The sequence below is a fragment of the Anoxybacillus gonensis genome, assembly GCF_001187595.1.
Lineage (GTDB): Bacteria > Bacillota > Bacilli > Bacillales > Anoxybacillaceae > Anoxybacillus > Anoxybacillus gonensis.
This window is the reverse complement of record NZ_CP012152.1, coordinates 1892074-1914827: the sequence shown is the minus strand read 5'-3', so window position 1 is coordinate 1914827 and position 22754 is coordinate 1892074. Positions and strand designations below refer to the sequence as shown.

Here is a 22754-nt window from a genome sequence, read left to right as displayed (position 1 = left end):
ATTTATAAAAAATGTATGTGTGTATAAAAGGAAATATGTATGAATGAATGTCGATATGTCAAAGATGGATGGTAGTAAATGTAAGGTAGGTGATCGGAATGAATCGAGTATCTTCGCGTCTTTCAGAAAACGTTTCATATATGAAAGAAAAGCTTGGAGTCGGGAAAAGTTTTGACGTTATTTATTTAGACGTGCATTATGCCGGAAAAGATATGGCATTATTTATGATTGACGGATTTGTCAAAGACGATATTCTCCATTACTTAATGAAATTGTTGTCCGAATTACCGGATGGCTCGTTAGATGAACAACCGCTACATCAATTATTAAGAACACATCTTCCATATGTTGAACTAGATCAAACAGATGATTTTGAAAAGGTCATTGATGGCGTGCTTGCAGGGCCGACAGCTTTGTTTGTAGATGGAATGGCAAAGGCGATTTTAATTGATGCACGCACATATCCAGTACGCGGACCGCAAGAACCAGATATGGAACGTGTCGTTCGGGGGGCACGTGATGGGTACGTGGAAACAATTGTATTTAACACGGCATTAACGAGACGACGAGTACGCGACCGTTCATTACGAATGGAATATATGCAAATTGGTCGCCGTTCAAAAACAGACGTATGTGTTTGTTATATTGAAGATATTGCTAATTCGACGATTGTGGAAGAAGTAAAACAATCGTTAGCGAAAATTGATACAGACGGTTTGCCGATGGGAGAAAAAACGGTGGAGGAATTTATTTCAGGCCGACACTTTAATCCATATCCTGTCGTTCGATATACAGAAAGGCCAGATACGGCTGCTGCTCATTTATATGAAGGGCACGTGCTTATTTTTGTTGATGGATCTCCGAGCGTGTTAATTACACCAGCAACGTTTTGGCATCATTTACAACATGCAGAAGAATACAGAAATAAGCCGATTGTTGGCGCGTATTTGCGCTTCGTTCGTTTTCTTGCGGTATGGTTATCTATTTTTTTATTGCCGCTTTGGTATATGTGGATGAAAACGCCAGAACTCGTTCCACACGCTTTATCGTTCGTTGCAAAATCAAGTGAAGGGAACATTCCGTTGTTTGGGCAAATATTGCTCATCGAATTTGGACTAGATATGTTGCGGATGGCAGCTATTCACACTCCATCTGCCTTAGCTACAGCGCTTGGGCTCGTTGCTGCGTTAATGATTGGTGGAATTGCGGTGGAAGTTGGCTTATTTTCTAACGAAGTTATTTTATATTTTGCGATGGCCACGATCGGGACGTTTGCGACACCGAGTTATGAGCTTGGGTTAGCCAACAGGCTCGTTCGGCTTGCATTGCTCGTTGTGACAGCGTTGTTTGGCGTCATTGGCTATGTCGTTGGAATTACTGTATGGTTAATGATGCTTGCGCGCATGCAATCGTTCGGTGTCCCGTATTTATGGCCGTTTATTCCATTTTCGTATCGCGGAATGCGCGATGTGCTTATTCGCTCTCCGATTCCGTTAAAAAATCGTCGTCCAACGGTCTTACATCCGAAAGATCCAGATCGGTAAAAGTGTGAAAAATATAGCAAAGTCATTGTTCCGTTCTTGACGACCTTTTGTTTTCCTTATACATTTAGAATATGTAGATTGAAAACGCTTATACGCATAGGTGAAGAAAATGAAATCCGTATACGATGTGCAACAGTTGTTAAAAAAATATGGAACGATCATTTACGTCGGTGATCGCCTTGCTGATTTAGAATTAATGGAAGAAGAAGTAAAAGAATTATTTCAAGCGCAGCTCATCGACGTGAAAGATTACCAAATGGCGCTTCTCATTTTGCGCCATGAAGCGCAAATTGAACGAGAAAAAAGAGAAAAAGGGATGAAAGAACAATGGAACAATGGTTAGTCGGTGTAGATTTAGGTGGAACGACGGTAAAATTAGCGTTCGTCAATATGTATGGGGAAATCATTTGTAAGTGGGAAATTCCTACAGATAAATCGGAACAAGGGAAACATATTACAACACATATTGCAAAAGCGATTGATGAAAAGTTGCGCGAATTAGATGAATCAAAAGAACGTCTTGTCGGTATTGGCATCGGTGCACCTGGTCCAGTCAACATGGCGACAGGAGACATTTATGAAGCAGTAAATTTAGGGTGGAAAAACTTTCCTATAAAAGACCGATTAGAAATGGAAACAGGACTTCCTGTCATTGTTGATAACGACGCCAATATTGCAGCAATCGGAGAAATGTGGAAAGGAGCGGGCGAGGGTGCGAAAAATTTAATTCTCGTTACGCTTGGCACAGGTGTTGGAGGCGGTGTGATTGTAAACGGTCAAATTGTTCACGGCACAAACGGTGCTGGTGGGGAAATCGGTCATATCACTTCCATTCCTGAAGGGGGAGCACCTTGTAATTGCGGAAAAACAGGATGTTTAGAGACGATCGCTTCAGCCACAGGCATCGTCCGCATCGCGACAGAACGATTGAAACAAACGGACGGACAAAGCCGTTTACGCGACATATGGCAGGAAGCAGGAGCCATTACAGCAAAAGATGTGTTTGATGCAGCGAAAGAAAACGATGCATTTGCGCTACAAATCGTTGATGAAGTGACATTTCATCTCGGCTTAGCACTTGCTAACTTAGCAAACGGTTTAAATCCAGAGAAAATTGTCATTGGTGGCGGTGTTTCCAAAGCGGGAGATTTATTGGCGCAAACGGTTGCTCGCCATTTTAAACGTTTTGCGTTTCCGCGTGTCGCTGAGGCTGCCGACATCGTCATTGCTACGCTTGGAAACGATGCGGGCGTGATTGGTGGGGCATGGCTAGTAAAAACAAATATAGTGTAAAAACAGACGAGAAAATCGTCTGTTTTTTTTTTTTGTCGAAAATTTGTCGGTAAAAAACGTCTTGCATTTTCATAAGAAAAAGTGTAAAACAGTCATATGTGGATGCGCCACTTGTCTATTATATCGTTTATCGTTTAAGATAACAGTTGCTTTTTTGTTAAGAAAGTATTAATATTGTCTTTGGTTAAGATAAAAAAATGTAAAAAAACGGATGTGCCTCATACAGCATAGAATAAGCATCAGATGTGAGTGGATTAAAGGAGGGAGAGCATATGAAAAATTACCGTTTCGTTCTTTTAACGGTATTGCTTTTATGGTTGAAGACGTATTTAGTCTATAAAAATAGTTTTGATATAAAAATTGAGTCATGGAAGCAGGAGTTCATTTTATTTATTAGTCCATTAAGCTTCCTGTTATTTATTTTCGGGCTTGCTTTATTTATGAGCGAAAAACGACGGAATCGCTATATTGTAATAACAAGTTTCATTGTTTCATTCGTTTTGTATGCGAACGTCATGTTTTATCGCTTCTTTAGTGACTTTATTACCATTCCTGTGCTGTTCCAAACGAACAACATGGGCGACTTAGGAAATAGTGTATTTGAATTGATGAACGTTTCTGACATGTTCTTTTTCCTCGACGTTGTGTTGCTTGCTTGGATGGCGTATAAAAAAGTATCGATTGCACAGTATGTGCCAGCGACAAAACGATTCCGTCGCACATATTTTATTGCAACAGCAGCCCTTGCTTTATTTAATTTAGGGTTAGCGGAAACAGAGCGTCCAGAGTTATTAACGCGTACGTTTGACCGCGAAATGTTAATTAAAAACTTAGGTATATACAACTACCATGTGTATGATATTATTTTGCAGTCGCGTTCAAAAGCGCAACGTGCATTAGCGGATAGTAGTGAATTAGCAGATATTCAAAACTATATTAATGCGAACGAAAAAGCGCCGAATAAACAATTGTTTGGCATTGCAAAAGGTCGCAACGTCATCATCGTTTCGATGGAGTCGTTACAAAGTTTCGTGATTAACAATACTGTAAATGGACAAGAAATTACGCCGTTTTTAAATGACTTTATTAAACAAAGTTATTACTTTGATAATTTCTATCATCAAACAGGACAAGGAAAAACATCTGATGCTGAGTTTCTCATCGAGAACTCGTTATACCCACTAGGTCGTGGCGCTGTCTTTTTCACACATGCGACAAATGAGTATAACGCAACGCCAGAAATATTGAAAAACTACGGTTACTATTCAGCCGTATTTCATGCGAATAATAAAAGTTTCTGGAATCGTGATGTGATGTATCAATCAATGAAGTATGATCGTTTCTTCTCGATGACGGACTATCACATTACGGAAGAAAATTCAGTTGGTTGGGGTTTAAAAGATATTCCGTTTTTTGAACAATCTGTGGAGCATTTAAAAACGTTGCCACAACCATTTTATACAAAGTTTATTACATTAACGAACCACTTCCCGTTTGAATTAGGGGAAGAAGATAAAATGGTTCCGGAGTACACATCAAATAGCCGAACGTTAAACCGTTATTTCCCAACGGTTCGATATATGGATGAGGCGTTAAAAGTATTTATTGAGAAGTTGAAAAAAGAAGGATTGTATGAAAATTCCATCATTATTCTTTACGGAGACCATTACGGCATTTCGGAAAACCATAATAAAGCGATGGCTCAATATTTAGGGAAGGATGAGATTACGCCATTTGATCACGTTCAATTACAACGTGTTCCGTTGATCATCCATATTCCAGGTGTGACAGATAAACAACCGAAAGTAATTTCAAAAGTGTCTGGACAAATTGACGTGAAGCCGACATTGCTTCATTTGCTAGGCATTGATACACGCAATCAAATTCATTTTGGTGAAGATTTATTCTCAAAAGATAAACTTGATTTCGTCGTTCTTCGTGACGGTAGTTTTGTGACAAAAGATTATGTATATACGAAAAATGCATGTTACGATAAAAAAACCGGAACAGAAGTCGATGCATCTTATTGCGAGCCGTATATGGAGAAGGCGCGGCAAGAGCTTGATTACTCTGACAAAATTGTATATGGCGACTTGTTGCGCTTCTACAATAAACAACAAGAAAATAAACAATAAGCTAGCTCTTAAGATAGGGCTAGCTTTTTTCTTTTAGCTAGCTATACATACGGACAAATGTATCGTTCATACAATGCAACAAGGGGGAGAGAGCGATGTACGATTTTTCGACATTGATGAGTGAGATTGATCAATTGCAACATGATCCGTTTGTTCGCATACATGAAATCGGACGAAGTGTGCTAAACAAACCGATCATTGAATTGCAAATTGGTGAAGGAGAAACATATGTGCACATGAACGCGTCGTTTCATGCGAATGAATGGATTACATCAGCAGTTGTGATGGCGTTCGTGCGCGACTATGTGCAAGCATTAAAGAATAAACAACATCTTTGTGGATATGATGTACAATCATTGTATAAAAAAACGACGTTATCGATTGTGCCGATGGTCAATCCAGATGGAGTCGATCTTGTGTTACATGGAAAGAAAGCGGCTCAACATTATGAAGAAGAAGTGTTGCGCATCAACGAAGGAAACGAAGATTTTTCACAATGGAAAGCAAACATTCGGGGAGTAGATTTAAACAATCAATTTCCTGCAAAATGGGAGATAGAGAAAGAAAGAAAAGCTCCCAAAACCCCCGCTCCCCGCGATTTCCCTGGTTTTTCTCCGTTAACAGAACCAGAAGTGCAAGCGATGGCAACATTGACAATGGAGCGTGATTTTTTTAAAGTATTAGCTTTTCATACGCAAGGAAAAGAAATTTATTGGGGATATGAACAATGTGAGCCGCCCGAAGCGGAAGAAGAAGTGAATGAATTTGCGAAGTGGAGTGGTTATGTACCTGTTCGGTATATTGACAGCCATGCGGGATACCGCGATTGGTTTATTTTCAATTGGAAGCGATGTGGGTATACAATTGAGCTTGGTGAAGGGGTTAATCCGCTCCCGTTTTCCCAGTTTCATTCTATTTACAATGAAAGCATCGGTATTTTTATGACCGCCCTTGCTCGTACGTAAAAAGACGCCGATACGTTGGCGTCTTTTTAATGGGCAACTGGATATCCGTGATGAATAACAGTCATAATTGTAAACCAACCGAATACGGCAACAGTGCCGATCCCTAGCAATACGCCGAGGAAATTTTTCTCGCGCAACGAACGAATGACACCGTAAGCAGCGAGCAATGTGACTAACGTAAAAATCACGACTAAAATAATTCCTGTTGGCATAACTTCCCCTCCTTATGTACACCGATTATTCCTTTTTCATTGTAATCGTTTTTGTTACGTTTGTCGAGGTGCAAAACGTATGTTGTTCGTGTACAATGTGAATAGAATATACAGAAAGTGAGGAAAATGAGATGAAGTGGGAACGTATTCCTTTAGGTCCATTGCAAACAAACGCGTATGTGCTTGTTCATGAAAATGGGACGTGTTTAATTTTTGATCCAGGTAGCGAAGGAGAAAAGTTGATTCAACATATTGTGGCAAACGGTTGGACACCGTTAGCTGTGCTGCTTACACATGCTCATTTTGACCATATTGGAGCTGTGGACGATGTAAGAAACCGATGGTCCATTCCTGTATATGTACATAAAAAAGAACAATACTGGCTTACGGATCCGATGAAAAATGGCTCTTTATTATTTATGGGAGAAACGATCACTGTAAACGAAGCTGACGTGTTGCTTGAAGAAGAGCAAACATTGACGATTGGTGATTTCTCCCTTCAAGTGATTGAAACACCGGGACATTCCCCAGGTAGTGTATCGTACTACGTAGAAGATGCTCAAGCGATCGTATCAGGGGACGTCTTATTTTTGGGAAGCATTGGTCGCACCGATTTGCCAGGAGGAAATTACGAACAGCTGTTGCAAAGCATACATCGCCAGCTTCTTGTTCTTCCTGAAGAAACGGTTGTGTTATGTGGTCATGGTCCAGAGACAACGATCGGGGCAGAGATGGATACGAATCCGTTTTTGAACGGTTTTTAGGCAAAAAAAAATCCCTTCTCTATACAGAGAAGGGGGTTTGGGGGATGTTTTTATTCCTATAATGGGAGGGGATATAGTTAAGCTACTAACCTAACAATATAACAAATTTAACACTATGTCAATAGTGAAAAAGGGTGCAGATAAAAAAATGTTAGAAAAAATGAGAAATCAACGTTTGTCATACGCGGATTACATGAAGTTAGCATTGTACGATGAACAGTACGGATATTATATGCAACAAAAAGAAAAAATCGGACGTGCAGGAGATTTTATTACAACGAGCAACGTCGGACATATCATTGGTCATGTATTTGCGAGTGTATTTATTCGTTTAATAGAAACATATCATGTTCCGCCATTTATATGTGAAATCGGTGGAGGGACAGGTCGATTTGCTTATGCCGTTTTAGAACAGTGGAAGCGCCAATCGCCAGACACGTTTGAAAAAGGCAAATATACGATCGTTGAAACAAGTCCGTATCATCGGAAAAAACAAGCGGAAACACTCGCTTCATTGATCGACCACGTACATATTGTTTCGAGTTTTGCTGAGCTTTCTACTCCTTTTTGTGGCATCGTATTTAGCAATGAATTATTTGATGCTTTTCCTGTTCATGTCATTGAAAAACGGAACGGCCAACTATATGAATGTTTTGTTGCAGTAGAGGAAGATCGTCTTGTTGAACAATCCGTCCCGCTTGAAAACGAAGAAATTGTTGAATATATCGTTGAGCGGAACATTCAGCTCGTTGATGGGCAGCGATTTGAAATCCCGTTAGCGATGAAAAAGTTTATTTTTGAGCTTGATCAAGCGATTGATGAGGCGATCATTTTTACAGTTGATTATGGGTATACAGATGAAGAGTGGAAACATCCAGCACGAAAACAAGGCAGTTTGCGTGGTTATTATCGTCATCAGCTTATTGATGATCCGCTTCGTTATCCGGGGGAAATGGATCTCACGACGCATATTCAATGGGATGCGTTACGTTTTTATGGGGAGCAAGCGGGCTGGACATTTACCCATTTATGGCGTCAAGATGAGTTTTTATTGCAGGCAGGTATTTTAAATCAACTCATTGAACATCATGATCCGAATCCGTTTTCTGAGCAAAGTCGACACAATCGCGCTATTCGCTCACTCGTTATGAGCGATATCGGAAAAGCATTTCAAGTGATGGTTCAACAAAAGAAAATAAATGTTCCTATTTTTACATAAAAAAGCGATGAGGTGCACTCATCGCTTTTTACTCGCCTATGCCAGGGACCATCATAAACGTTGTCCAGTACGTAAATCCGGCAAAAAAGACCGTTAAGTACGCACCGAAAATGTAAATGTACATTCTTTCTGTTAATTTTAAGTAGCTTAACAAAAGAAAGAACCCTGTTTGGCCGAGGAACAATAATGACGTTGTATGCATATGGCCAAGATAAAACATGACAGCAAAAATCCCTGTCCAAAATGACAAGACGCGGAACATACGATCCATATGTATCCCTCCTTTTCTGACCGTTTCCCTTACTTATTATAATGTACTTGAAATGGTTGTGTAAACGTTCTATTTTTTTAGAATGGCTTGATACGTACATGAATTACAGCCTGATGGCATAATTTCTTCTGTGACAAGTTCGGCGTTTGTAAACAATACTTCTAACATCCCTTTTAAAAAGGCATTATGCATATAACAGACGGAATCCGGATGTGCAAATGCAAGTTCTTTAAACGGACAGTTGAAAATTTCAAAATAAATTTTCCCTTGATTTTCACTATAATGGAATGTCGGATAAAATCCTGCTGCTTCGGCTGCTTTTTGTAAAATGTTCATTTTTTCTTCTACACTTAGCTGCTCAAGCGCTTGCATCGATTGAACGTGTTGTTGTACAAGTTCTTGACCGAATAACTTTCCTGTTTCATACAACGCTTGTTTCCCTGCTTCTCCGAGTTTCATCATCGCATGGATCGCAATTTTTGATAACAGCTGGTAGTCGCGAAACGGAAAATGAAGCTGAATCACATCATCAGATAGGCGATATAATCTGCTCGGTCTGCCACCTTTTCCTGTCTTTTTCGTTTCGGATACAAGCATATTGACATCTTCAAGTTTTGTTAAATGAAGACGAGCGACATTCGGATGAATATGGAACGCATCAGCAATTTCTTGAACGGTTACTTCTTGATGTTTTCTAGCAATATACTGATAAATTTCGTAACGAGTCGGATCGGCAAGGACGCTTGTGATTTTTAATACTTGGTCCATTATGTCTCACTCCTATATGTTCATTCATTTACATTATAATACATGTATTTCCACAATGGAAATGCATATATAGGTCTTTTTACCTATCTTTTTGTAACGTTCACAAAGTTTTAAAACAAATTTATATACAAATGTTAAACAAATGTTATACAATATGTATAACTAAGTGGAGAGAGGAGTGTTTGTTATGCTGACTGTATATATGCATCCGAGTTGTACATCGTGCCGAAAAACAAAAAAATGGTTATGCGCCAACAATATTGAATTTCGTGAGCGTCATTTGTTTCGTGAAACACCAACCTATGAAGAGTTATTGCATTTATTGTCACTGACGACGGAAGGAATCGATGAGATTTTAGCAACACGCAGTCAATCGTTTAAGCAGCTTGTTGAAAATGTTGAAGAGTGGCCGTTATCGAAAGTTGTCGAGCTACTTGTGAAAGAACCTCGTCTCCTTCGCCGTCCAATTGTTACAGATGGCAAGCGGCTCGTTGTTGGCTATAACCCGTCAGCGTTAAAAAACATCGCGAAAAAATATCGGCGCGCATGTGTTTCATGACGTTCACCCGCATATGGGTGAATATTTTTTTGAATTTTTTACGAATGAAGAAGGAATTTGGCGAAACATGTTGAATAATGAAGGCGAAAAAATGAAGAAAGGGGGATGGCGTTGCAGGCTATTGAACGGCTAGCTGATCGCCTGATTGAAGAAGCTTATATGCTTCAAGCTTCCGACATTCATATCGTTCCACGCAAACAAGATGCGCTTGTGCAATTTCGCTTAGGGGGAATGCTCGTTACAAAAAATGTGTTATCGAAACAGACATGTGAACGTTTGCTTGCCCACTTTAAATTTCTCGCTGATATGGATATTGGAGAACGTCGTCGTCCGCAAAGCGGAGCGATGGAAATGAACCTCACCCACACGACGATACATCTTCGGTTATCAACGTTGCCTACCATCTATGATGAAAGCTTAGTTATCCGCTTGCTTCCGTTACACTCATTTCTTCCGCTTAAACAACTCGCGCTCTTTCCTTCAACCGTAAAAAAGTTGCTCGCCTTATTAAACTATTCTCATGGGCTTATTATTTTCACAGGACCGACTGGATCTGGGAAAACGACAACGCTATACAGTTTGTTAAACGTATGTCGTCACCATTTTCAACGAAATGTCATTACGCTAGAAGATCCGGTTGAAAAGCGGGCGGAAGATGTATTGCAAGTGCAAGTAAACGAAAAAGCGGGTATTACGTATGCGGCAGGGTTAAAAGCGATTCTCCGCCACGATCCAGATGTCATTATGGTTGGGGAAATTCGTGATGCGGAGACTGCGCGAATTGCCGTTCGCGCCTCATTAACAGGACATCTCGTCTTAACAACTATGCATACGAAAGATGCGGTTGGAGCGATTTATCGCCTTCTTGAGTTCGGTGTGCCATTTCAAGAAATGGCCCAAACGTTAGTCGCTGTAACAGCGCAACGTCTTGTACAATTAAAATGTCCGTTTTGTGAAGGAGAGTGCTCACCTTTTTGTCGACAGTATCGACCTGTCCGGCGAGCAGCTGTTTATGAGCTGCTATATGGAAATGAACTGGCGCAAGCAATGAGAGCGGCGAAAGGAGAGCAGGCGACATATATGTACACTCGATTAAAAGATGTGATTAAAAAAGGAATTGCACTCGGTTTTTTACATGAAAGCACCATTGAGAGTTGGTTGTTAGATGAAGCGGCGTTGTAATTGGTCGTTGCAGGAGCAAAGCGCGTTTTTTCTCCAACTCGGTAAATTGCTTAGTAAAGGGTATTCGCTTGCTCAAGCGATTGAGTTTTTGCAAATTCAGCAACCTCCTGCAAAGCAACGCGATCTTGACGATTGTGTACATGCGTTGCGAGCAGGCGTACCGATTCATGAAGCTTTTTCTCGCATGCAATTTCATTCTCATCTTTTAGCCTATGTCTTTTTTGCCGAGCAACATGGACAACTTGCTCACGGATTTATTGAAGCAGGGGAAATTGGACAAATGAGGGCAACATACATCGAGCAAGTGAAGCGTATGTTGCGTTATCCATTATTTCTTTTTAGTTTCTGTATCATGATGTTTTTCATGTTTCAGCAAGTATTAGCTCCACAGTTTTCTCATCTTCTTTCTTCGTTTCATGCTCGCTCATCTTTTTCTACATTCCTTTTTACTGTCACTATATGGCTTCCACGTATACTTTCCGTTGCGTTTATCATGTTTGCTTTTTTAGGATTGTTTTATTTGCTTTTCGTTCGTTCATGGCCTATTCATAAACAAATAGATTTGTTTATGAAGCTCCCTCTCGTCCGTTCATGGATTGTGTCATTTCATACGCAAGTGTTTTCGTTACAATTAAGCCACTTGTTAAAAGGAGGGCTGTCCATTTATGAGGCGCTACAAATTTTTGAGCATCAATCCCACCTCCCATTACTAAAAGAAGAAGCAAAAATCATGAAACAGCAACTATGTGCAGGTGAGAAGCTAGATGAAATGATTCAGCAACGGAAGTATTACGAAAAGGAACTATCATTTGTCATCCGTCACGGGCAGTCGAACGGAGAATTAGTACAAGAATTATTTCATTATAGCCAGTTTTCGTTGCAAAAATTAGAAAACCGTCTAAGAAAAATTGTATATATTACGCAACCACTGTTGCTTAGTTGTATCGGTATTTTTGTCGTTTTGATGTATATCGCTATGTTGTGGCCTATTTTTCAACTGTTAAATCATATATAGAGGGGGATGTATATGAGAAATGAAAAAGGATTTACGCTAATTGAAATGTTAATTGTGTTAATGGTCATTACTATTTTGATTTTAATTACGATCCCAAATGTGACAAAACATAACAGTATGATTAACAACAAAGGATGTTCAGCGTTTTTAAAGATGGTTCAATCACAGGTAAAAGCATATGAAATGGAGCACGGAACGATTCCGACGGTGCAACAGTTAGTAGATGGAAAATATATTGAAAGTAACCGTTGTCCAAACGGAAAAGAAATCGTGATTACGAGTGAAGGGGACGTTTTAGAAAGTGAATGAACGAGGATTTACGTTGATCGAAATGTTAATCGTTCTTTTTGTTGTAACAAGCATCATGTCGTTTACCGTTCCACCCCTTCAACACGTGTTAGCTGAACGGCAGTTACAATATTTTTTAGAACAGTTCCAAAACGATATGTTATATGCCCAACAATATGCAATAAGTCGGAAAAAGACGGTAGCCATTATATTTTCTTTCGACACATGCCGTTATCAGGTGAAAGAAGGAGGGACGTTTGGAAAGGAGCTATTTGCTCGCTCTTTCCCCTCCCCATTTCAATTTCAAATGGCTACGTTATCGCCGCCGCTTTACTATTATCCGAATGGTAATGTGAATAAAGCCGGGACGCTTCTTGTTGCATACGGAAGTAAAAAATATAAAATCGTTTTTCAATTAGGGAAAGGACGATTGTATGCGCAAAAATTGTAACGGTTTTACATTTATTGAATTGCTCGTTTCGCTTAGTTTATGGAGCGGTTTAATCGCTATGCTCCTTGTTTATTGGACAACGATTGTTGTGGAACGGGAAAATAAAAAAATAGAAATGATCGCGAATCAAATTTTATATGAAGCAATGATGAATGAACATCGTGAAAACGAAACGGTCGTTGTTCGGGGAAAACACACATTTTCATTATTTATGCGATCGAATGAGCGATGTGTTCGTTGGGAAGATAGGTTGAAAAGAACGAAAGAAAGATGTGAGACATTGTTGCAATGATTCAAAAAGAAAAAGGCTTTACGTTAATAGAAATATTAATGTCGCTTACAGTTTTTTTCATCATTTTATCTTTATTGACAACGGCCTTTCATTTATCGTGGAGCTATACAACAAAACGTGGAAACTTTCACTATTTTGAATGGGTTGTTTTTATCCAACAAGCAAAAATAGAACTGAGAGAATCAAAAGACGTTCATATATACGGCACAACGATTCAATTTGATAAATGGACGGGCGAGCGCGTGACGTACGAAAAGTATGAAACGATCATTCGCAGGCGCGTAAATGCTACTGGGCATGAAATTATGCTTCAATTTATTCAACATATATCGTATGAAAAAGAACAAACGGGCATTCGCATACGAGTATTAACAGATAAGGGGGATGCATATGAAGCGTTTATCCCGTCTTTTCGGCCATATGAAAAATGAACAAGGTGTTATTTTTCCGTTTACGGTCATGTGTGCGTTGTTTATGAGCGCTCTTTTTCTTCACTCTGTCGCATTGTATCATACAGACATACAGTTTTTTGAAGAAGAAAAAAAGTGGTATGAAGCAGACTATTTGATGAAACAAACGCTCAATGATGTGAAACAAACGCTTGCCAATGCACCAGAAAACGTGCCATCATTAAGCCAAACGATTTTATTTTCTCGCGGACGGGCAACGTATAGCGCAGCAAAAAACGGAGCGGATGTTTGGTCTGTCAATGTATCATGTGTAACGAATGATCAATTTCGCTATGATGTTCAGTTTCAATTTCATGTATTAACAAACGACATTTCGCAGTGGAAAGAACGATACTAGAGAGGGAGAGAATATGAGGGCGATTTACTTGACAGGGTTTATGGGGGCAGGAAAGACGACGATTGGAAAACGATTAGGAGAAGTATTACAGTTACCTGTGATAGATACGGATGCATATATTGAGCAACAAGTTGGAAAAACGATTACAAAGATTTTTGCGGAAGAGGGGGAAGAGACGTTTCGGGCGTATGAACGGGAAGCGTTAAAGAAGCTTCCAAAGGAACATGTGATTATTACAACAGGTGGCGGGATTGTTATTCAAGAAGAAAATCGTCAATTTATGCGCGAGCATGGAATCGTCATTTATTTACATTGTGAGCTACATGAATTGTTTCGGCGTTTAGCTGATGATGAGACCCGACCGCTACTAATGGAAAATAAACAAAAGCAAATGAAAAAGCTATTTGAACAAAGACTGGCGTGGTATCGTGAAGCACATATGACAATCGATACAACAAATCGCACGATAGATGACATCGTAGAAAACATTGTATCTTTGCTTAAATCACCTCATTTTTGACGATACTAGCATCGAGGTGATGAACGATGGCAGGAAACGATTATGTTAAATTTATGACTGAGCAAGTTGTGAAATATTTAGACCAACCAAAAGACGAACGGAAAAGACAAAGACAAGAGAAGAAACAGCTAAAAAAACAGCAAAAGCAGCCGTTTTTATATCGTTGGTTTGGTGTCATTCCGTATGCCATTATGCTTTTATTTAAGCGGAAATAAGGCTAGTACTAGCCTTATTTCGCCTGCAAATAAAATATCCCACCGTTGATAACGGAAATGTGAATTTTCGGTTCATACCTTTGTCGCAACGCTTCTTTTTCATTTTCATATTCTTCTCGTTTTTCTTCGACACCTTCATAAAAATGTTGCAGTAATGCTAAATCTTCTTCCCAACGCGCGCGCGCCTCATCTGCCCATTCATGCGTTTCGGAGGCGATGAGACGTTCAACAAAAGCTTCAAGACGTGTAAGTCCACTCATCGGCTTAATAAGTGGAGAAATCGTAAAGCAATAATCTGGCACAGTGACTCCCCATTGTTTTTCTTTTAACACGTCGTAAAACGACTCGACGATTGTTCCACTAATGAGATGAATACCTAGCGATAATAAGCGATCTTGTTTTCGGTCGCATTCATATGAAAGCAATATGTTTGTATGAAGCCACGGATGAAGAGCGACAGATCGTTCAAATACTTGTTCATAGAGCCGAACGAACCGCCCGTTCATTTTAGCGATCGAAAAAATTTGATGAAGGCGTGGCGAACCGAAATGAATACGCTCTCCTTGTTCGTGAACGGATCGTTTTGTGATGAGCGAGAGTTGCAACGGTTCACCTACAGCACCGATGCGCTCAACATAATGCCAGTAAAATGGGCGATTCATTAATTGTTTATCCATCTCAACGGTGAGTTGAACACGTATATGTCCATCGTTACGTTCGACAATGGGACAATGGGTGGCGGTAAAAAAGCGTTCAAGAAACGATTGGATGTCATCTTGATGCATGTGTCCGTTCCTCCGTATTCGCTAAAATTTCTACAAAATTTTGCATTTTAATTTTCAGTTCTCCTTCGCTTTTTGATTGAGCAATCATGCGTTCTAAATGGTTTGAAAACGTCGGAGATTGTAACTTCATTAAAATATCATCTAATTCCCCGACGACCCGTTCAAATAAACAAATTTTTTCATACAGTAATGCAAATACGTGTTCTTCTACCGTGTCGCGCACAACAAAATTATAAATGTGTACATCTTTTGTTTGTCCAAGACGATGAACACGTCCGATTCGTTGTTCTAGACGCATCGGATTCCAAGGTAAATCGTAGTTAATCACATGGTTACAAAACTGCAGGTTAATTCCTTCTCCTCCTGCTTCTGTTGCGATAAGTACTTGAGCGCGATGTTGAAACAACTCTTTCATCCAATCTTTTTTACTTCGTTTAAATCCGCCACGAAACGGTACAGAAGAAATGCCGTGTTGTTTAAAAAACCATTGCAAATACAATTGGGTCGCTCGGTATTCTGTAAATACAATCACTTTATCGTTTATTGTTTGAATAAGTTCCAGCGCTTTTTTTGCTTTCGTATGTTCGGTGATCTCATTCATTTTTTGTAACAATGCACCAATGGTCGTTTCGATGTTCGGATGTCGCTCCATCATGCTTTTTAACGTGCAAAAAAGAGCTTCTTTACTACTACATATTTCACGCAATAACGTAATGTGTGATAACGATGTATCGGAAAAATGGGGCTTTGATTGTCGGATCGTCTCATATACGTTTCGTTCTGCTTCCGAAAAATCAATAAACATCGTTTCGACGTGACGCTTCGTCCATTCAATTCCTGTATCATGGCGACGATGTCGAATCATTACTTTTCGAATGAGTTCTTTTAAATGGGCATCATCATGTAATGTGCGTAGCTTTCCATACCTTTTTTGAAATTGTTCGGCATTCCCTAAATGCCCAGGTTTCAGCAGGGAAACGAGATGAAAAATTTCTTCCACGCGGTTTTGAATCGGTGTCGCCGTCAACAGTAAGCAAAACTTCTTTTTTAATCCTTGAACAAATTCATAGTTTTTCGTTTTATTGTTTTTCAATTTATGTGCTTCGTCAATAATGACAATATCGTATGTTTGTTCATAAATGATATCCCGATGCGGTTGTTTTTTCGCTGTATCGATTGATGAAACGACAACGTCACATTGCTCCCATACGTAGCTTTTCCTTTGAGCAACGGCAGGAATAAAAAATTTTTCATTTAATTCTTGCACCCATTGCGAGACGAGAGAAGCAGGAACGAGAATAAGCGCCTTTTTCACAAGTCCACGAATCATATATTCTTTTAAAATTAATCCTGCTTCAATCGTTTTTCCCAGCCCGACTTCATCCGCTAAAATAGCTTTTCCGTTCATTTGTTCAACAACTTGACGTGCAACATCGTATTGATGAGGTAAAATCGTTATATGTGGTAAATGTTTTGGCGCTTGTAGTCCATCAAACTGAGGAATAGTTAACGCTTTGGCTGCTTCGAGCGCCAATTCGTACAATTCCCAGTTTGACCACGGACCGTCACGTTCGATGCGCGTCATAAATTCGTCCTTCCAACTTTTCTCCCAATGTACTGTGACGTTCATAAGTATCCCTCATTTTCCGAACATTTTTGTTTAAAACAAAAAGAATTTACGTATTTTATTTATAAAAAGATGTTGCGACAAACGAGAAGTTATAAGATAATAAAAAACGTAAGAAAGTTTATAAAATTGTTTCATTAATGTGCCTACATGTAGTGTGGCACAAGAGCGACAATTGTATACGGGCGGATGAGAACAAGGGGAGAGACTACGCAATGTAGCGCCGAAGGAGCAAGTGGCAACACGAATCTCTCAGGCAAAAGAACTCTTGTTTGACGCAGCTCTGGAGAGCGTTCACGAACGTGAACCACCCACGAGGACACCTATTACAGGGAAACTTTCAGGTGAAAGGACAGAGACTACCATATGACAATATGGGGGTCGTCTGTCTTTTTTTATGAACAAGGAGGGAGCATATGTTAAAAAGAACACCGCTATTTCCTCTGTATGCAGAGTATGGCGCGAAAACGATTGACTTTGGCGGTTGGGAGTTACCCGTGCAATTTTCTAGCATTAAAGAAGAACATGAAGCGGTACGGACGAGAGCTGGACTGTTTGATGTGTCGCATATGGGCGAGTTTGAAGTGAAAGGAAAAGATAGCCTTGCCTTTTTACAAAAAGTGATGACAAACGATGTCGCAAAATTAACAAATGGTCGCGCCCAATATACGCTTATGTGCGGTGAAGACGGTGGAACAGTTGATGATTTACTTGTTTATAAAAAAGGAGACGATCATTACCTTCTTGTCGTAAATGCCGCAAATATTGAAAAAGATTTTGCGTGGCTTGAAGCGCATGTATTTGGCGATGTTGAACTTGTCAATATTTCAAACGATATGGCGCAATTAGCACTACAAGGGCCGCTTGCGGAAAAAGTGTTACAACGATTGACGACTGTCGATTTATCGACCATAAAATTTTTCGCTTTTGCTGATCACATCGATGTCGCAGGGGTTCAAGCGCTTGTGTCGCGGACAGGATATACAGGTGAAGACGGGTTTGAGCTATATTGCCGATCAGAAGATGCTCAAGCGCTTTGGCGAGCGATTTTAGAGACAGGAAAAGAAGACGGGGTGCTTCCGTGCGGGCTCGGTGCGCGCGATACACTGCGTTTTGAAGCATGTTTGCCGCTTTATGGGCAAGAGTTAGCGAAGGATATTACACCAATTGAAGCCGGGCTTAGCTTTGCGGTCAAAACGAATAAAGACGTTGACTTTTTCGGAAAAGAAGTATTAAAGAAACAAAAAGAAGAAGGGACTTCACGTAAACTTGTCGGCATTGAAATGATCGACAAAGGCATTCCGCGTCACGGATATGCGGTATATGTAAACGGTGAGCAAGTTGGTATCGTTACGACAGGAACTCAATCACCAACGCTTAAAAAAAATATCGGCCTAGCATTGATTTCTACTGCGTATTCTGCCCTTGATACAGAAGTAGAAGTAGACATTCGTGGGAAACGACTAAAAGCGAAAGTAGTGGCAACGCCGTTTTATAAACGCACAAAATAATGTGAGGAGAGAGAGTTATGCTTCATCGTTATTTGCCAATGACGGAAGAAGATAAGCAACAAATGTTAGAAACGATCGGTGTGCAATCGATTGATGAACTGTTTTCAGATATTCCAGAAAGCGTTCGTTTTCAAGGCGAATACAACATTAAACCAGCAAAATCAGAGCCGGAGTTAATGAAAGAATTAATGGCATTAGCCGCAAAAAATGCGGATATCAAGACGTATCCCTCATTTTTAGGAGCAGGGGTGTACGACCATTATATTCCAACGATCGTTGACCATGTCATTTCGCGTTCCGAGTTTTATACGGCGTATACGCCATATCAGCCAGAAATTTCCCAAGGGGAATTGCAAGCGATTTTCGAGTTCCAAACGATGATTTGTGAGCTAACGGGCATGGATGTGGCTAACTCGTCGATGTATGATGGTGGGACGGCACTAGCGGAAGCAGCGTTGTTAAGCGCGGCGCATACGAAAAAGAAAAAAGTGCTATTATCCAAAGCGGTGCATCCAGAATATCGCGACGTTGTGAAAACGTACGCAAAAGGCCCAGGGCTAGAAGTGATAGAAATCCCGTATAAAAACGGTGTAACGGATCTTGATGCGCTTCAAGCAGAAATGAATGAAGATGTTGCGTGTGTCATTGTGCAATATCCAAACTTTTTCGGACAAATTGAACCATTAAAAGAGCTCGAGCCGATCGCTCATGCGCATAAAGGGATGTTTGTTGTCGCAAGCAATCCGCTTGCGTTAGGCGTATTGACACCGCCAGGACAGTTCGGTGCCGACATCGTCGTTGGTGATGCGCAACCGTTTGGGATTCCAACGCAATTTGGTGGTCCACATTGTGGCTATTTTGCTGTAAAATCCGCGCTCATGCGCAAAATTCCAGGGCGACTTGTCGGACAAACGACAGACGAAGAAGGGCGGCGCGGCTTTGTTTTGACGTTGCAAGCGCGTGAACAACATATTCGCCGCGATAAAGCGACATCGAATATTTGCTCCAACCAAGCGTTAAACGCACTCGCTGCATCGGTGGCGATGACCGCACTCGGCAAAAATGGTGTAAAAGAAATGGCGACAATGAATATTCAAAAAGCGCATTATGCAAAAGAAGCGTTCGTCAATCATGGATTTAATGTCGTATTTACAGGACCGTTTTTCAACGAGTTTGTCGTTCGTATGAACAAGCCGGTAGCGGAAGTAAATAAAAAGCTATTGGAAAAAGGCATGATCGGCGGCTACGATCTCGGACGCGATTATCCAGAACTACAAAACTGCATGTTAATTGCAGTCACAGAATTGCGTACGAAAGAAGAAATCGACACGCTTGTGAAAGAATTGGGGGATTGTCATGCATAAAGATCAACCGCTTATTTTTGAATTAAGCAAGCCAGGACGAATCGGGTATAGCTTACCAGCGCTAGACGTACCAGCAGTCGATATTGCACAAGTCGTTCCAACCGACTACATTCGTCAAGAAGCACCAGAGCTTCCTGAAGTATCAGAGCTTGATATTATGCGCCATTATACAGCGCTATCCAACCGCAACCATGGGGTTGATTCCGGCTTTTATCCGCTTGGATCTTGTACGATGAAATACAATCCGAAAATCAATGAAAACGTTGCTCGCTTTGCTGGGTTTGCCCACATTCATCCGCTTCAGCCGGAAGAAACGGTACAAGGGGCGCTTGAATTAATGTATGACTTACAAGAACATTTAAAAGAAATTACCGGCATGGATGCGGTGACGTTGCAGCCAGCCGCTGGCGCGCATGGGGAATGGACAGGACTGATGATGATTCGCGCCTACCATGAAGCAAACGGCGACTACAACCGAACGAAAGTCATCGTTCCTGATACGGCGCACGGAACAAATCCTGCATCAGCAACAGTTGCTGGGTTTGAAACGGTGACGGTAAAATCGACAGAAGAAGGGCTTGTCGATTTAGACGATTTGCGCCGCGTCGTCGGCCCGGATACAGCCGCACTTATGCTTACAAACCCAAATACGCTCGGTCTTTTTGAAGAAAACATTTTAGAAATGGCGGAAATCGTGCATGCCGCAGGCGGAAAGCTGTATTACGACGGGGCGAACTTAAATGCGGTGTTAAGCAAAGCGCGCCCTGGCGATATGGGCTTTGATGTCGTGCATTTAAACCTTCATAAAACGTTTACTGGTCCGCATGGCGGCGGTGGCCCTGGCTCTGGTCCGGTTGGTGTGAAGGCGGATCTTATTCCATTTTTACCGAAACCGACGGTGGAAAAGGGAGAAAACGGCTACTATTTCGACTATGACAGACCGCAAGCGATCGGTCGCGTGAAGCCGTTTTATGGCAACTTCGGCATTAACGTTCGCGCCTATACGTATATTCGTTCGATGGGGCCAGACGGCTTAAAAGCAGTGACAGAGTATGCGGTATTAAACGCGAACTACATGATGCGTCGCTTAGCGGAATATTACGACTTGCCATACAACCGTCATTGCAAGCACGAGTTTGTCCTATCAGGAAAGCGACAAAAGAAATTAGGGGTGCGCACGCTTGATATTGCGAAGCGTTTGCTTGATTTCGGCTATCATCCGCCGACGATTTACTTCCCATTGATTGTCGAAGAGTGTATGATGATCGAGCCGACGGAAACGGAATCAAAAGAAACACTAGATGCGTTCATTGACGCGATGATTCAAATTGCGAAAGAAGCGGAAGAAACGCCGGAAATCGTCCAAGAAGCGCCGCATACAACAGTCGTGAAACGATTAGATGAAACGACGGCGGCCCGCAAACCGATTTTGCGTTATTAAGAAAAGCGCAAAGCGCCTGCCTATCGGCGAAGAGCGCACAAGCCCCACCGAGGAGGCTGTCGCCGCCGCAGTGTGGGGCGGAGCGACTCGAGCCGATGGCGCTTGGAGCTAGACAGCTCCCTACCTAATCACGTGTATGCTTTCTTTTTCTTAAATAAACGAGGTGCCAGGCGTTTTTGCTTGGCACCTTATTTTTTCTTCACCTTTCCTGTCCACATTTTAAATCCACCTTTTAAGTGGTAAAGGTCGCGATATCCTTTTCGGTAAAGCATTTGTGCCGCACGGCCGCTGCGAAGTCCGCTTTGGCAATATAAATAAATCGGTTGGTCTTTACGCAATTCTTTCATGCGCAAACGCAGTTGTGAAAGCGGGATGTTACGTGCTCCTAAAATGTGACCGGCAGCGTATTCATCTGGTTCGCGAACATCGATGAGTTGCGCTTTTCGATAACCTGCGCGGAACTCTTCTTCCGTAAGCGTTTTAACGACTCGCTTTTGGTAAAAGTATGTAATGACCGCGTACACAATGATTGCTCCGAGAATAATAAGAACTGTTGTCATGCTGACCCTCCTTTTTCATCGTTGCCACGTCTATTATATAAATGTTTCGTCAAAGAAGCAAAGCATTTTCCATTGACTTATTATGTTTGCTACACTATAAAATGATAGAGGAAAGGGTGGAGTAGATGGAAAAAGAAGTATGGCGATTTATTGACTCAGGCGATTGTTCCCCAGCGTTTAATATGGCGCTTGATGAAGCGTTGTTAGAATGGCATAGTGAAGGAAACTTTCCACCAACCATTCGGTTTTACGGTTGGAACCCACCGACGCTTTCGATCGGCTATTTTCAAAAAGTCGAAAAAGAGATCGATATGGATGCAGTAAAAAAATACGGACTTGGTTTTGTGAGACGTCCAACAGGCGGGCGCGGTGTGCTTCATGATAAAGAATTAACGTATAGCGTTATCGTATCAGAAGCGCATCCAGCTATGCCGCAAACGGTGACGGAAGCGTATCGCGTCATTTCCCAAGGCATTTTGGAAGGATTTCGTTTCCTTGGGCTTGATGCGTATTTTGCTGTTCCGAAAACAGAAGAAGAAAAAGCGGATTTAAAAAATCCGCGCTCGGCTGTTTGTTTTGACGCACCGTCTTGGTATGAGCTCGTTGTCGAAGGAAGAAAAGTGGCAGGAAGCGCCCAAACGCGACAAAAAGGGGTCATTTTACAACATGGCTCGATTTTATTAGACTTAGATGAAGAAATGCTTTTTAGCTTATTTAAGTATCCAAACGAACGAGTAAAAGAGCGATTGCGACAAAATTTTAAAAACAAAGCGGTTGCGATCAATGAGCTAACCGATCGAAAAGTGACGATCGATGAGGCGAAAGAAGCATTTTTCAAAGGGTTTGAAAAAGGTTTAAACATTCAATTGGAACGATATGAATTAACCGATGATGAGCGATTGTACGTTCAGCAACTAGCGAGAAATAAATACGAAACAGATGAATGGAATTTTAAACGATAAATTT

General features: G+C 41.0%; 27 protein-coding genes and 1 riboswitch. Of the genes, 21 read left to right on the top strand and 6 right to left on the bottom strand.

Annotated elements, in window-relative coordinates:
• Positions 1-98: 98 nt before the first annotated feature.
• The 5 genes from AFK25_RS10070 (at position 99) to AFK25_RS10050 (ending at position 5937) form a co-directional block, all read left to right on the top strand.
• Positions 99-1544 carry a spore germination protein gene (locus AFK25_RS10070; protein ID WP_009373966.1) on the top strand — a complete coding sequence of 482 codons (1446 nt, stop codon included), beginning with the start codon at positions 99-101 and terminating at the stop codon, positions 1542-1544.
• Between the two features lie 109 nt (positions 1545-1653).
• Positions 1654-1887, top strand: coding sequence for a YqgQ family protein (locus AFK25_RS10065; protein WP_009373964.1), 234 nt, complete (start codon positions 1654-1656; stop codon positions 1885-1887).
• Complete coding sequence (locus AFK25_RS10060) at positions 1872-2837, top strand: ROK family glucokinase (protein WP_035066738.1); 966 nt, start codon at positions 1872-1874, stop codon at positions 2835-2837. The genes AFK25_RS10065 and AFK25_RS10060 overlap by 16 nt, the downstream gene beginning before the upstream one ends.
• Positions 2838-3109: 272 nt before the next feature.
• Positions 3110-4972, top strand: coding sequence for an LTA synthase family protein (locus AFK25_RS10055; RefSeq protein ID WP_009373957.1), 1863 nt, complete (start codon positions 3110-3112; stop codon positions 4970-4972).
• A 95-nt stretch (positions 4973-5067) separates the two neighbouring features.
• Positions 5068-5937, top strand: coding sequence for a M14 family metallopeptidase (locus AFK25_RS10050; RefSeq protein WP_026011545.1), 870 nt, complete (start codon positions 5068-5070; stop codon positions 5935-5937).
• A gap of 26 nt (positions 5938-5963) precedes the next feature.
• Here the strand turns inward: AFK25_RS10050 and AFK25_RS10045 are convergent, their stop codons facing one another.
• Entirely contained in the window at positions 5964-6149 is a 186-nt protein-coding gene (locus tag AFK25_RS10045; protein WP_009373955.1) for a DUF2759 domain-containing protein, read from the bottom strand.
• Between the two features lie 131 nt (positions 6150-6280).
• Between AFK25_RS10045 and AFK25_RS10040 the strand changes: the two genes are divergently transcribed.
• The gene (locus AFK25_RS10040; protein WP_009373954.1) at positions 6281-6913 is read left to right on the top strand and encodes an MBL fold metallo-hydrolase; all 633 of its coding nucleotides are present in this window, start codon (positions 6281-6283) and stop codon (positions 6911-6913) included.
• A gap of 115 nt (positions 6914-7028) precedes the next feature.
• The gene (locus AFK25_RS10035) at positions 7029-8132 is read left to right on the top strand and encodes a class I SAM-dependent methyltransferase (protein ID WP_049720895.1); all 1104 of its coding nucleotides are present in this window, start codon (positions 7029-7031) and stop codon (positions 8130-8132) included.
• 28 nt (positions 8133-8160) lie between these two features.
• Here AFK25_RS10035 and AFK25_RS10030 read toward each other — a convergent pair whose 3' ends face one another.
• Positions 8161-8403 carry a DUF2626 domain-containing protein gene (locus AFK25_RS10030; protein ID WP_009373952.1) on the bottom strand — a complete coding sequence of 81 codons (243 nt, stop codon included), beginning with the start codon at positions 8401-8403 and terminating at the stop codon, positions 8161-8163.
• Between the two features lie 69 nt (positions 8404-8472).
• A complete protein-coding gene (locus AFK25_RS10025) occupies positions 8473-9171 on the bottom strand; it encodes a helix-turn-helix transcriptional regulator (protein ID WP_035066758.1) in 699 nt (232 codons plus the stop codon).
• Positions 9172-9358: 187 nt separating this feature from the next.
• On the opposite strand from AFK25_RS10025, the gene AFK25_RS10020 reads away from it, so the two are divergent.
• The 10 genes from AFK25_RS10020 to AFK25_RS09975 all read left to right on the top strand — a co-directional run bounded on the left by AFK25_RS10020 (position 9359) and on the right by AFK25_RS09975 (position 14500).
• Complete coding sequence (locus tag AFK25_RS10020; protein ID WP_009373947.1) at positions 9359-9730, top strand: Spx/MgsR family RNA polymerase-binding regulatory protein; 372 nt, start codon at positions 9359-9361, stop codon at positions 9728-9730.
• Positions 9731-9841: 111 nt separating this feature from the next.
• Complete coding sequence (gene comGA / locus AFK25_RS10015; protein WP_026011547.1) at positions 9842-10912, top strand: competence type IV pilus ATPase ComGA; 1071 nt, start codon at positions 9842-9844, stop codon at positions 10910-10912.
• Positions 10896-11927, top strand: a complete 1032-nt coding sequence (gene comGB / locus AFK25_RS10010; protein ID WP_035066761.1) for a competence type IV pilus assembly protein ComGB — start codon at positions 10896-10898, stop codon at positions 11925-11927. The genes comGA and comGB overlap by 17 nt, the downstream gene beginning before the upstream one ends.
• Before the next feature lie 6 nt (positions 11928-11933).
• Positions 11934-12236 (top strand): competence type IV pilus major pilin ComGC, encoded by a 303-nt coding sequence (gene comGC, locus AFK25_RS10005; protein ID WP_019416931.1) that lies wholly within the window; start codon positions 11934-11936, stop codon positions 12234-12236.
• The gene (gene comGD, locus AFK25_RS10000; protein ID WP_009373943.1) at positions 12229-12666 is read left to right on the top strand and encodes a competence type IV pilus minor pilin ComGD; all 438 of its coding nucleotides are present in this window, start codon (positions 12229-12231) and stop codon (positions 12664-12666) included. Before comGC ends, comGD begins: the two co-directional genes overlap by 8 nt.
• Positions 12650-12958 (top strand): competence type IV pilus minor pilin ComGE, encoded by a 309-nt coding sequence (gene comGE, locus AFK25_RS09995; protein WP_035066764.1) that lies wholly within the window; start codon positions 12650-12652, stop codon positions 12956-12958. Before comGD ends, comGE begins: the two co-directional genes overlap by 17 nt.
• The gene (comGF, locus tag AFK25_RS09990) at positions 12955-13389 is read left to right on the top strand and encodes a competence type IV pilus minor pilin ComGF (RefSeq protein WP_035066767.1); all 435 of its coding nucleotides are present in this window, start codon (positions 12955-12957) and stop codon (positions 13387-13389) included. Before comGE ends, comGF begins: the two co-directional genes overlap by 4 nt.
• Entirely contained in the window at positions 13349-13765 is a 417-nt protein-coding gene (gene comGG / locus AFK25_RS09985; RefSeq protein WP_009373938.1) for a competence type IV pilus minor pilin ComGG, read from the top strand. The genes comGF and comGG overlap by 41 nt, the downstream gene beginning before the upstream one ends.
• 13 nt (positions 13766-13778) lie before the next feature.
• Entirely contained in the window at positions 13779-14285 is a 507-nt protein-coding gene (locus AFK25_RS09980; protein ID WP_035066770.1) for a shikimate kinase, read from the top strand.
• A gap of 26 nt (positions 14286-14311) precedes the next feature.
• Positions 14312-14500, top strand: a complete 189-nt coding sequence (locus AFK25_RS09975; protein ID WP_019416934.1) for a YqzE family protein — start codon at positions 14312-14314, stop codon at positions 14498-14500.
• Between the two features lie 14 nt (positions 14501-14514).
• Here AFK25_RS09975 and AFK25_RS09970 read toward each other — a convergent pair whose 3' ends face one another.
• Both AFK25_RS09970 and AFK25_RS09965 read right to left on the bottom strand, forming a co-directional pair.
• Positions 14515-15285: a YqhG family protein gene (locus AFK25_RS09970; protein ID WP_035066773.1), complete on the bottom strand. Its 771-nt coding sequence runs from the start codon at positions 15283-15285 to the stop codon at positions 14515-14517.
• Complete coding sequence (locus AFK25_RS09965; protein ID WP_035066776.1) at positions 15272-16915, bottom strand: DEAD/DEAH box helicase; 1644 nt, start codon at positions 16913-16915, stop codon at positions 15272-15274. The genes AFK25_RS09970 and AFK25_RS09965 overlap by 14 nt, the downstream gene beginning before the upstream one ends.
• A gap of 186 nt (positions 16916-17101) precedes the next feature.
• Positions 17102-17190, top strand: a riboswitch (glycine riboswitch).
• A 138-nt stretch (positions 17191-17328) separates the two neighbouring features.
• Here AFK25_RS09965 and gcvT point away from each other — a divergent pair.
• The 3 genes from gcvT to gcvPB are packed head-to-tail and all read left to right on the top strand — an operon-like array spanning position 17329 to position 21228.
• Positions 17329-18423, top strand: coding sequence for a glycine cleavage system aminomethyltransferase GcvT (gcvT, locus tag AFK25_RS09960; protein WP_035066779.1), 1095 nt, complete (start codon positions 17329-17331; stop codon positions 18421-18423).
• Positions 18424-18440: 17 nt separating this feature from the next.
• On the top strand, positions 18441-19787 hold the full coding sequence (gene gcvPA / locus AFK25_RS09955; protein ID WP_035066781.1) for an aminomethyl-transferring glycine dehydrogenase subunit GcvPA: 1347 nt from the start codon (positions 18441-18443) through the stop codon (positions 19785-19787).
• Positions 19780-21228, top strand: coding sequence for an aminomethyl-transferring glycine dehydrogenase subunit GcvPB (gene gcvPB, locus AFK25_RS09950; protein ID WP_035066783.1), 1449 nt, complete (start codon positions 19780-19782; stop codon positions 21226-21228). Before gcvPA ends, gcvPB begins: the two co-directional genes overlap by 8 nt.
• A 188-nt stretch (positions 21229-21416) precedes the next feature.
• Here the strand turns inward: gcvPB and AFK25_RS09945 are convergent, their stop codons facing one another.
• Positions 21417-21788, bottom strand: coding sequence for a rhodanese-like domain-containing protein (locus AFK25_RS09945; RefSeq protein ID WP_009373925.1), 372 nt, complete (start codon positions 21786-21788; stop codon positions 21417-21419).
• 125 nt (positions 21789-21913) lie between these two features.
• Here AFK25_RS09945 and AFK25_RS09940 point away from each other — a divergent pair, with 125 nt between their 5' ends.
• Entirely contained in the window at positions 21914-22750 is an 837-nt protein-coding gene (locus AFK25_RS09940) for a lipoate--protein ligase family protein (RefSeq protein ID WP_009373924.1), read from the top strand.
• Positions 22751-22754: the final 4 nt, after the last annotated feature.

Bases quoted from the DNA above. Each gene is read 5' to 3' on its own strand.
- AFK25_RS10070 (WP_009373966.1), top strand. From the start codon at position 99: ATGAATCGAGTATCTTCGCGTCTTTCAGAAAACGTTTCATATATGAAA.
- AFK25_RS10065 (WP_009373964.1), top strand. From the start codon at position 1,654: ATGAAATCCGTATACGATGTGCAACAGTTGTTAAAAAAATATGGAACG.
- AFK25_RS10060 (WP_035066738.1), top strand. From the start codon at position 1,872: ATGGAACAATGGTTAGTCGGTGTAGATTTAGGTGGAACGACGGTAAAA.
- AFK25_RS10055 (WP_009373957.1), top strand. From the start codon at position 3,110: ATGAAAAATTACCGTTTCGTTCTTTTAACGGTATTGCTTTTATGGTTG.
- AFK25_RS10050 (WP_026011545.1), top strand. From the start codon at position 5,068: ATGTACGATTTTTCGACATTGATGAGTGAGATTGATCAATTGCAACAT.
- AFK25_RS10045 (WP_009373955.1), bottom strand. From the start codon at position 6,149: ATGCCAACAGGAATTATTTTAGTCGTGATTTTTACGTTAGTCACATTG.
- AFK25_RS10040 (WP_009373954.1), top strand. From the start codon at position 6,281: ATGAAGTGGGAACGTATTCCTTTAGGTCCATTGCAAACAAACGCGTAT.
- AFK25_RS10035 (WP_049720895.1), top strand. From the start codon at position 7,029: ATGTCAATAGTGAAAAAGGGTGCAGATAAAAAAATGTTAGAAAAAATG.
- AFK25_RS10030 (WP_009373952.1), bottom strand. From the start codon at position 8,403: ATGGATCGTATGTTCCGCGTCTTGTCATTTTGGACAGGGATTTTTGCT.
- AFK25_RS10025 (WP_035066758.1), bottom strand. From the start codon at position 9,171: ATGGACCAAGTATTAAAAATCACAAGCGTCCTTGCCGATCCGACTCGT.
- AFK25_RS10020 (WP_009373947.1), top strand. From the start codon at position 9,359: ATGCTGACTGTATATATGCATCCGAGTTGTACATCGTGCCGAAAAACA.
- comGB (WP_035066761.1), top strand. From the start codon at position 10,896: ATGAAGCGGCGTTGTAATTGGTCGTTGCAGGAGCAAAGCGCGTTTTTT.
- comGC (WP_019416931.1), top strand. From the start codon at position 11,934: ATGTATATGAGAAATGAAAAAGGATTTACGCTAATTGAAATGTTAATT.
- comGE (WP_035066764.1), top strand. From the start codon at position 12,650: ATGCGCAAAAATTGTAACGGTTTTACATTTATTGAATTGCTCGTTTCG.
- comGF (WP_035066767.1), top strand. From the start codon at position 12,955: ATGATTCAAAAAGAAAAAGGCTTTACGTTAATAGAAATATTAATGTCG.
- comGG (WP_009373938.1), top strand. From the start codon at position 13,349: ATGAAGCGTTTATCCCGTCTTTTCGGCCATATGAAAAATGAACAAGGT.
- AFK25_RS09980 (WP_035066770.1), top strand. From the start codon at position 13,779: ATGAGGGCGATTTACTTGACAGGGTTTATGGGGGCAGGAAAGACGACG.
- AFK25_RS09975 (WP_019416934.1), top strand. From the start codon at position 14,312: ATGGCAGGAAACGATTATGTTAAATTTATGACTGAGCAAGTTGTGAAA.
- AFK25_RS09970 (WP_035066773.1), bottom strand. From the start codon at position 15,285: ATGCATCAAGATGACATCCAATCGTTTCTTGAACGCTTTTTTACCGCC.
- AFK25_RS09965 (WP_035066776.1), bottom strand. From the start codon at position 16,915: ATGAACGTCACAGTACATTGGGAGAAAAGTTGGAAGGACGAATTTATG.
- gcvT (WP_035066779.1), top strand. From the start codon at position 17,329: ATGTTAAAAAGAACACCGCTATTTCCTCTGTATGCAGAGTATGGCGCG.
- gcvPA (WP_035066781.1), top strand. From the start codon at position 18,441: ATGCTTCATCGTTATTTGCCAATGACGGAAGAAGATAAGCAACAAATG.
- gcvPB (WP_035066783.1), top strand. From the start codon at position 19,780: ATGCATAAAGATCAACCGCTTATTTTTGAATTAAGCAAGCCAGGACGA.
- AFK25_RS09945 (WP_009373925.1), bottom strand. From the start codon at position 21,788: ATGACAACAGTTCTTATTATTCTCGGAGCAATCATTGTGTACGCGGTC.
- AFK25_RS09940 (WP_009373924.1), top strand. From the start codon at position 21,914: ATGGAAAAAGAAGTATGGCGATTTATTGACTCAGGCGATTGTTCCCCA.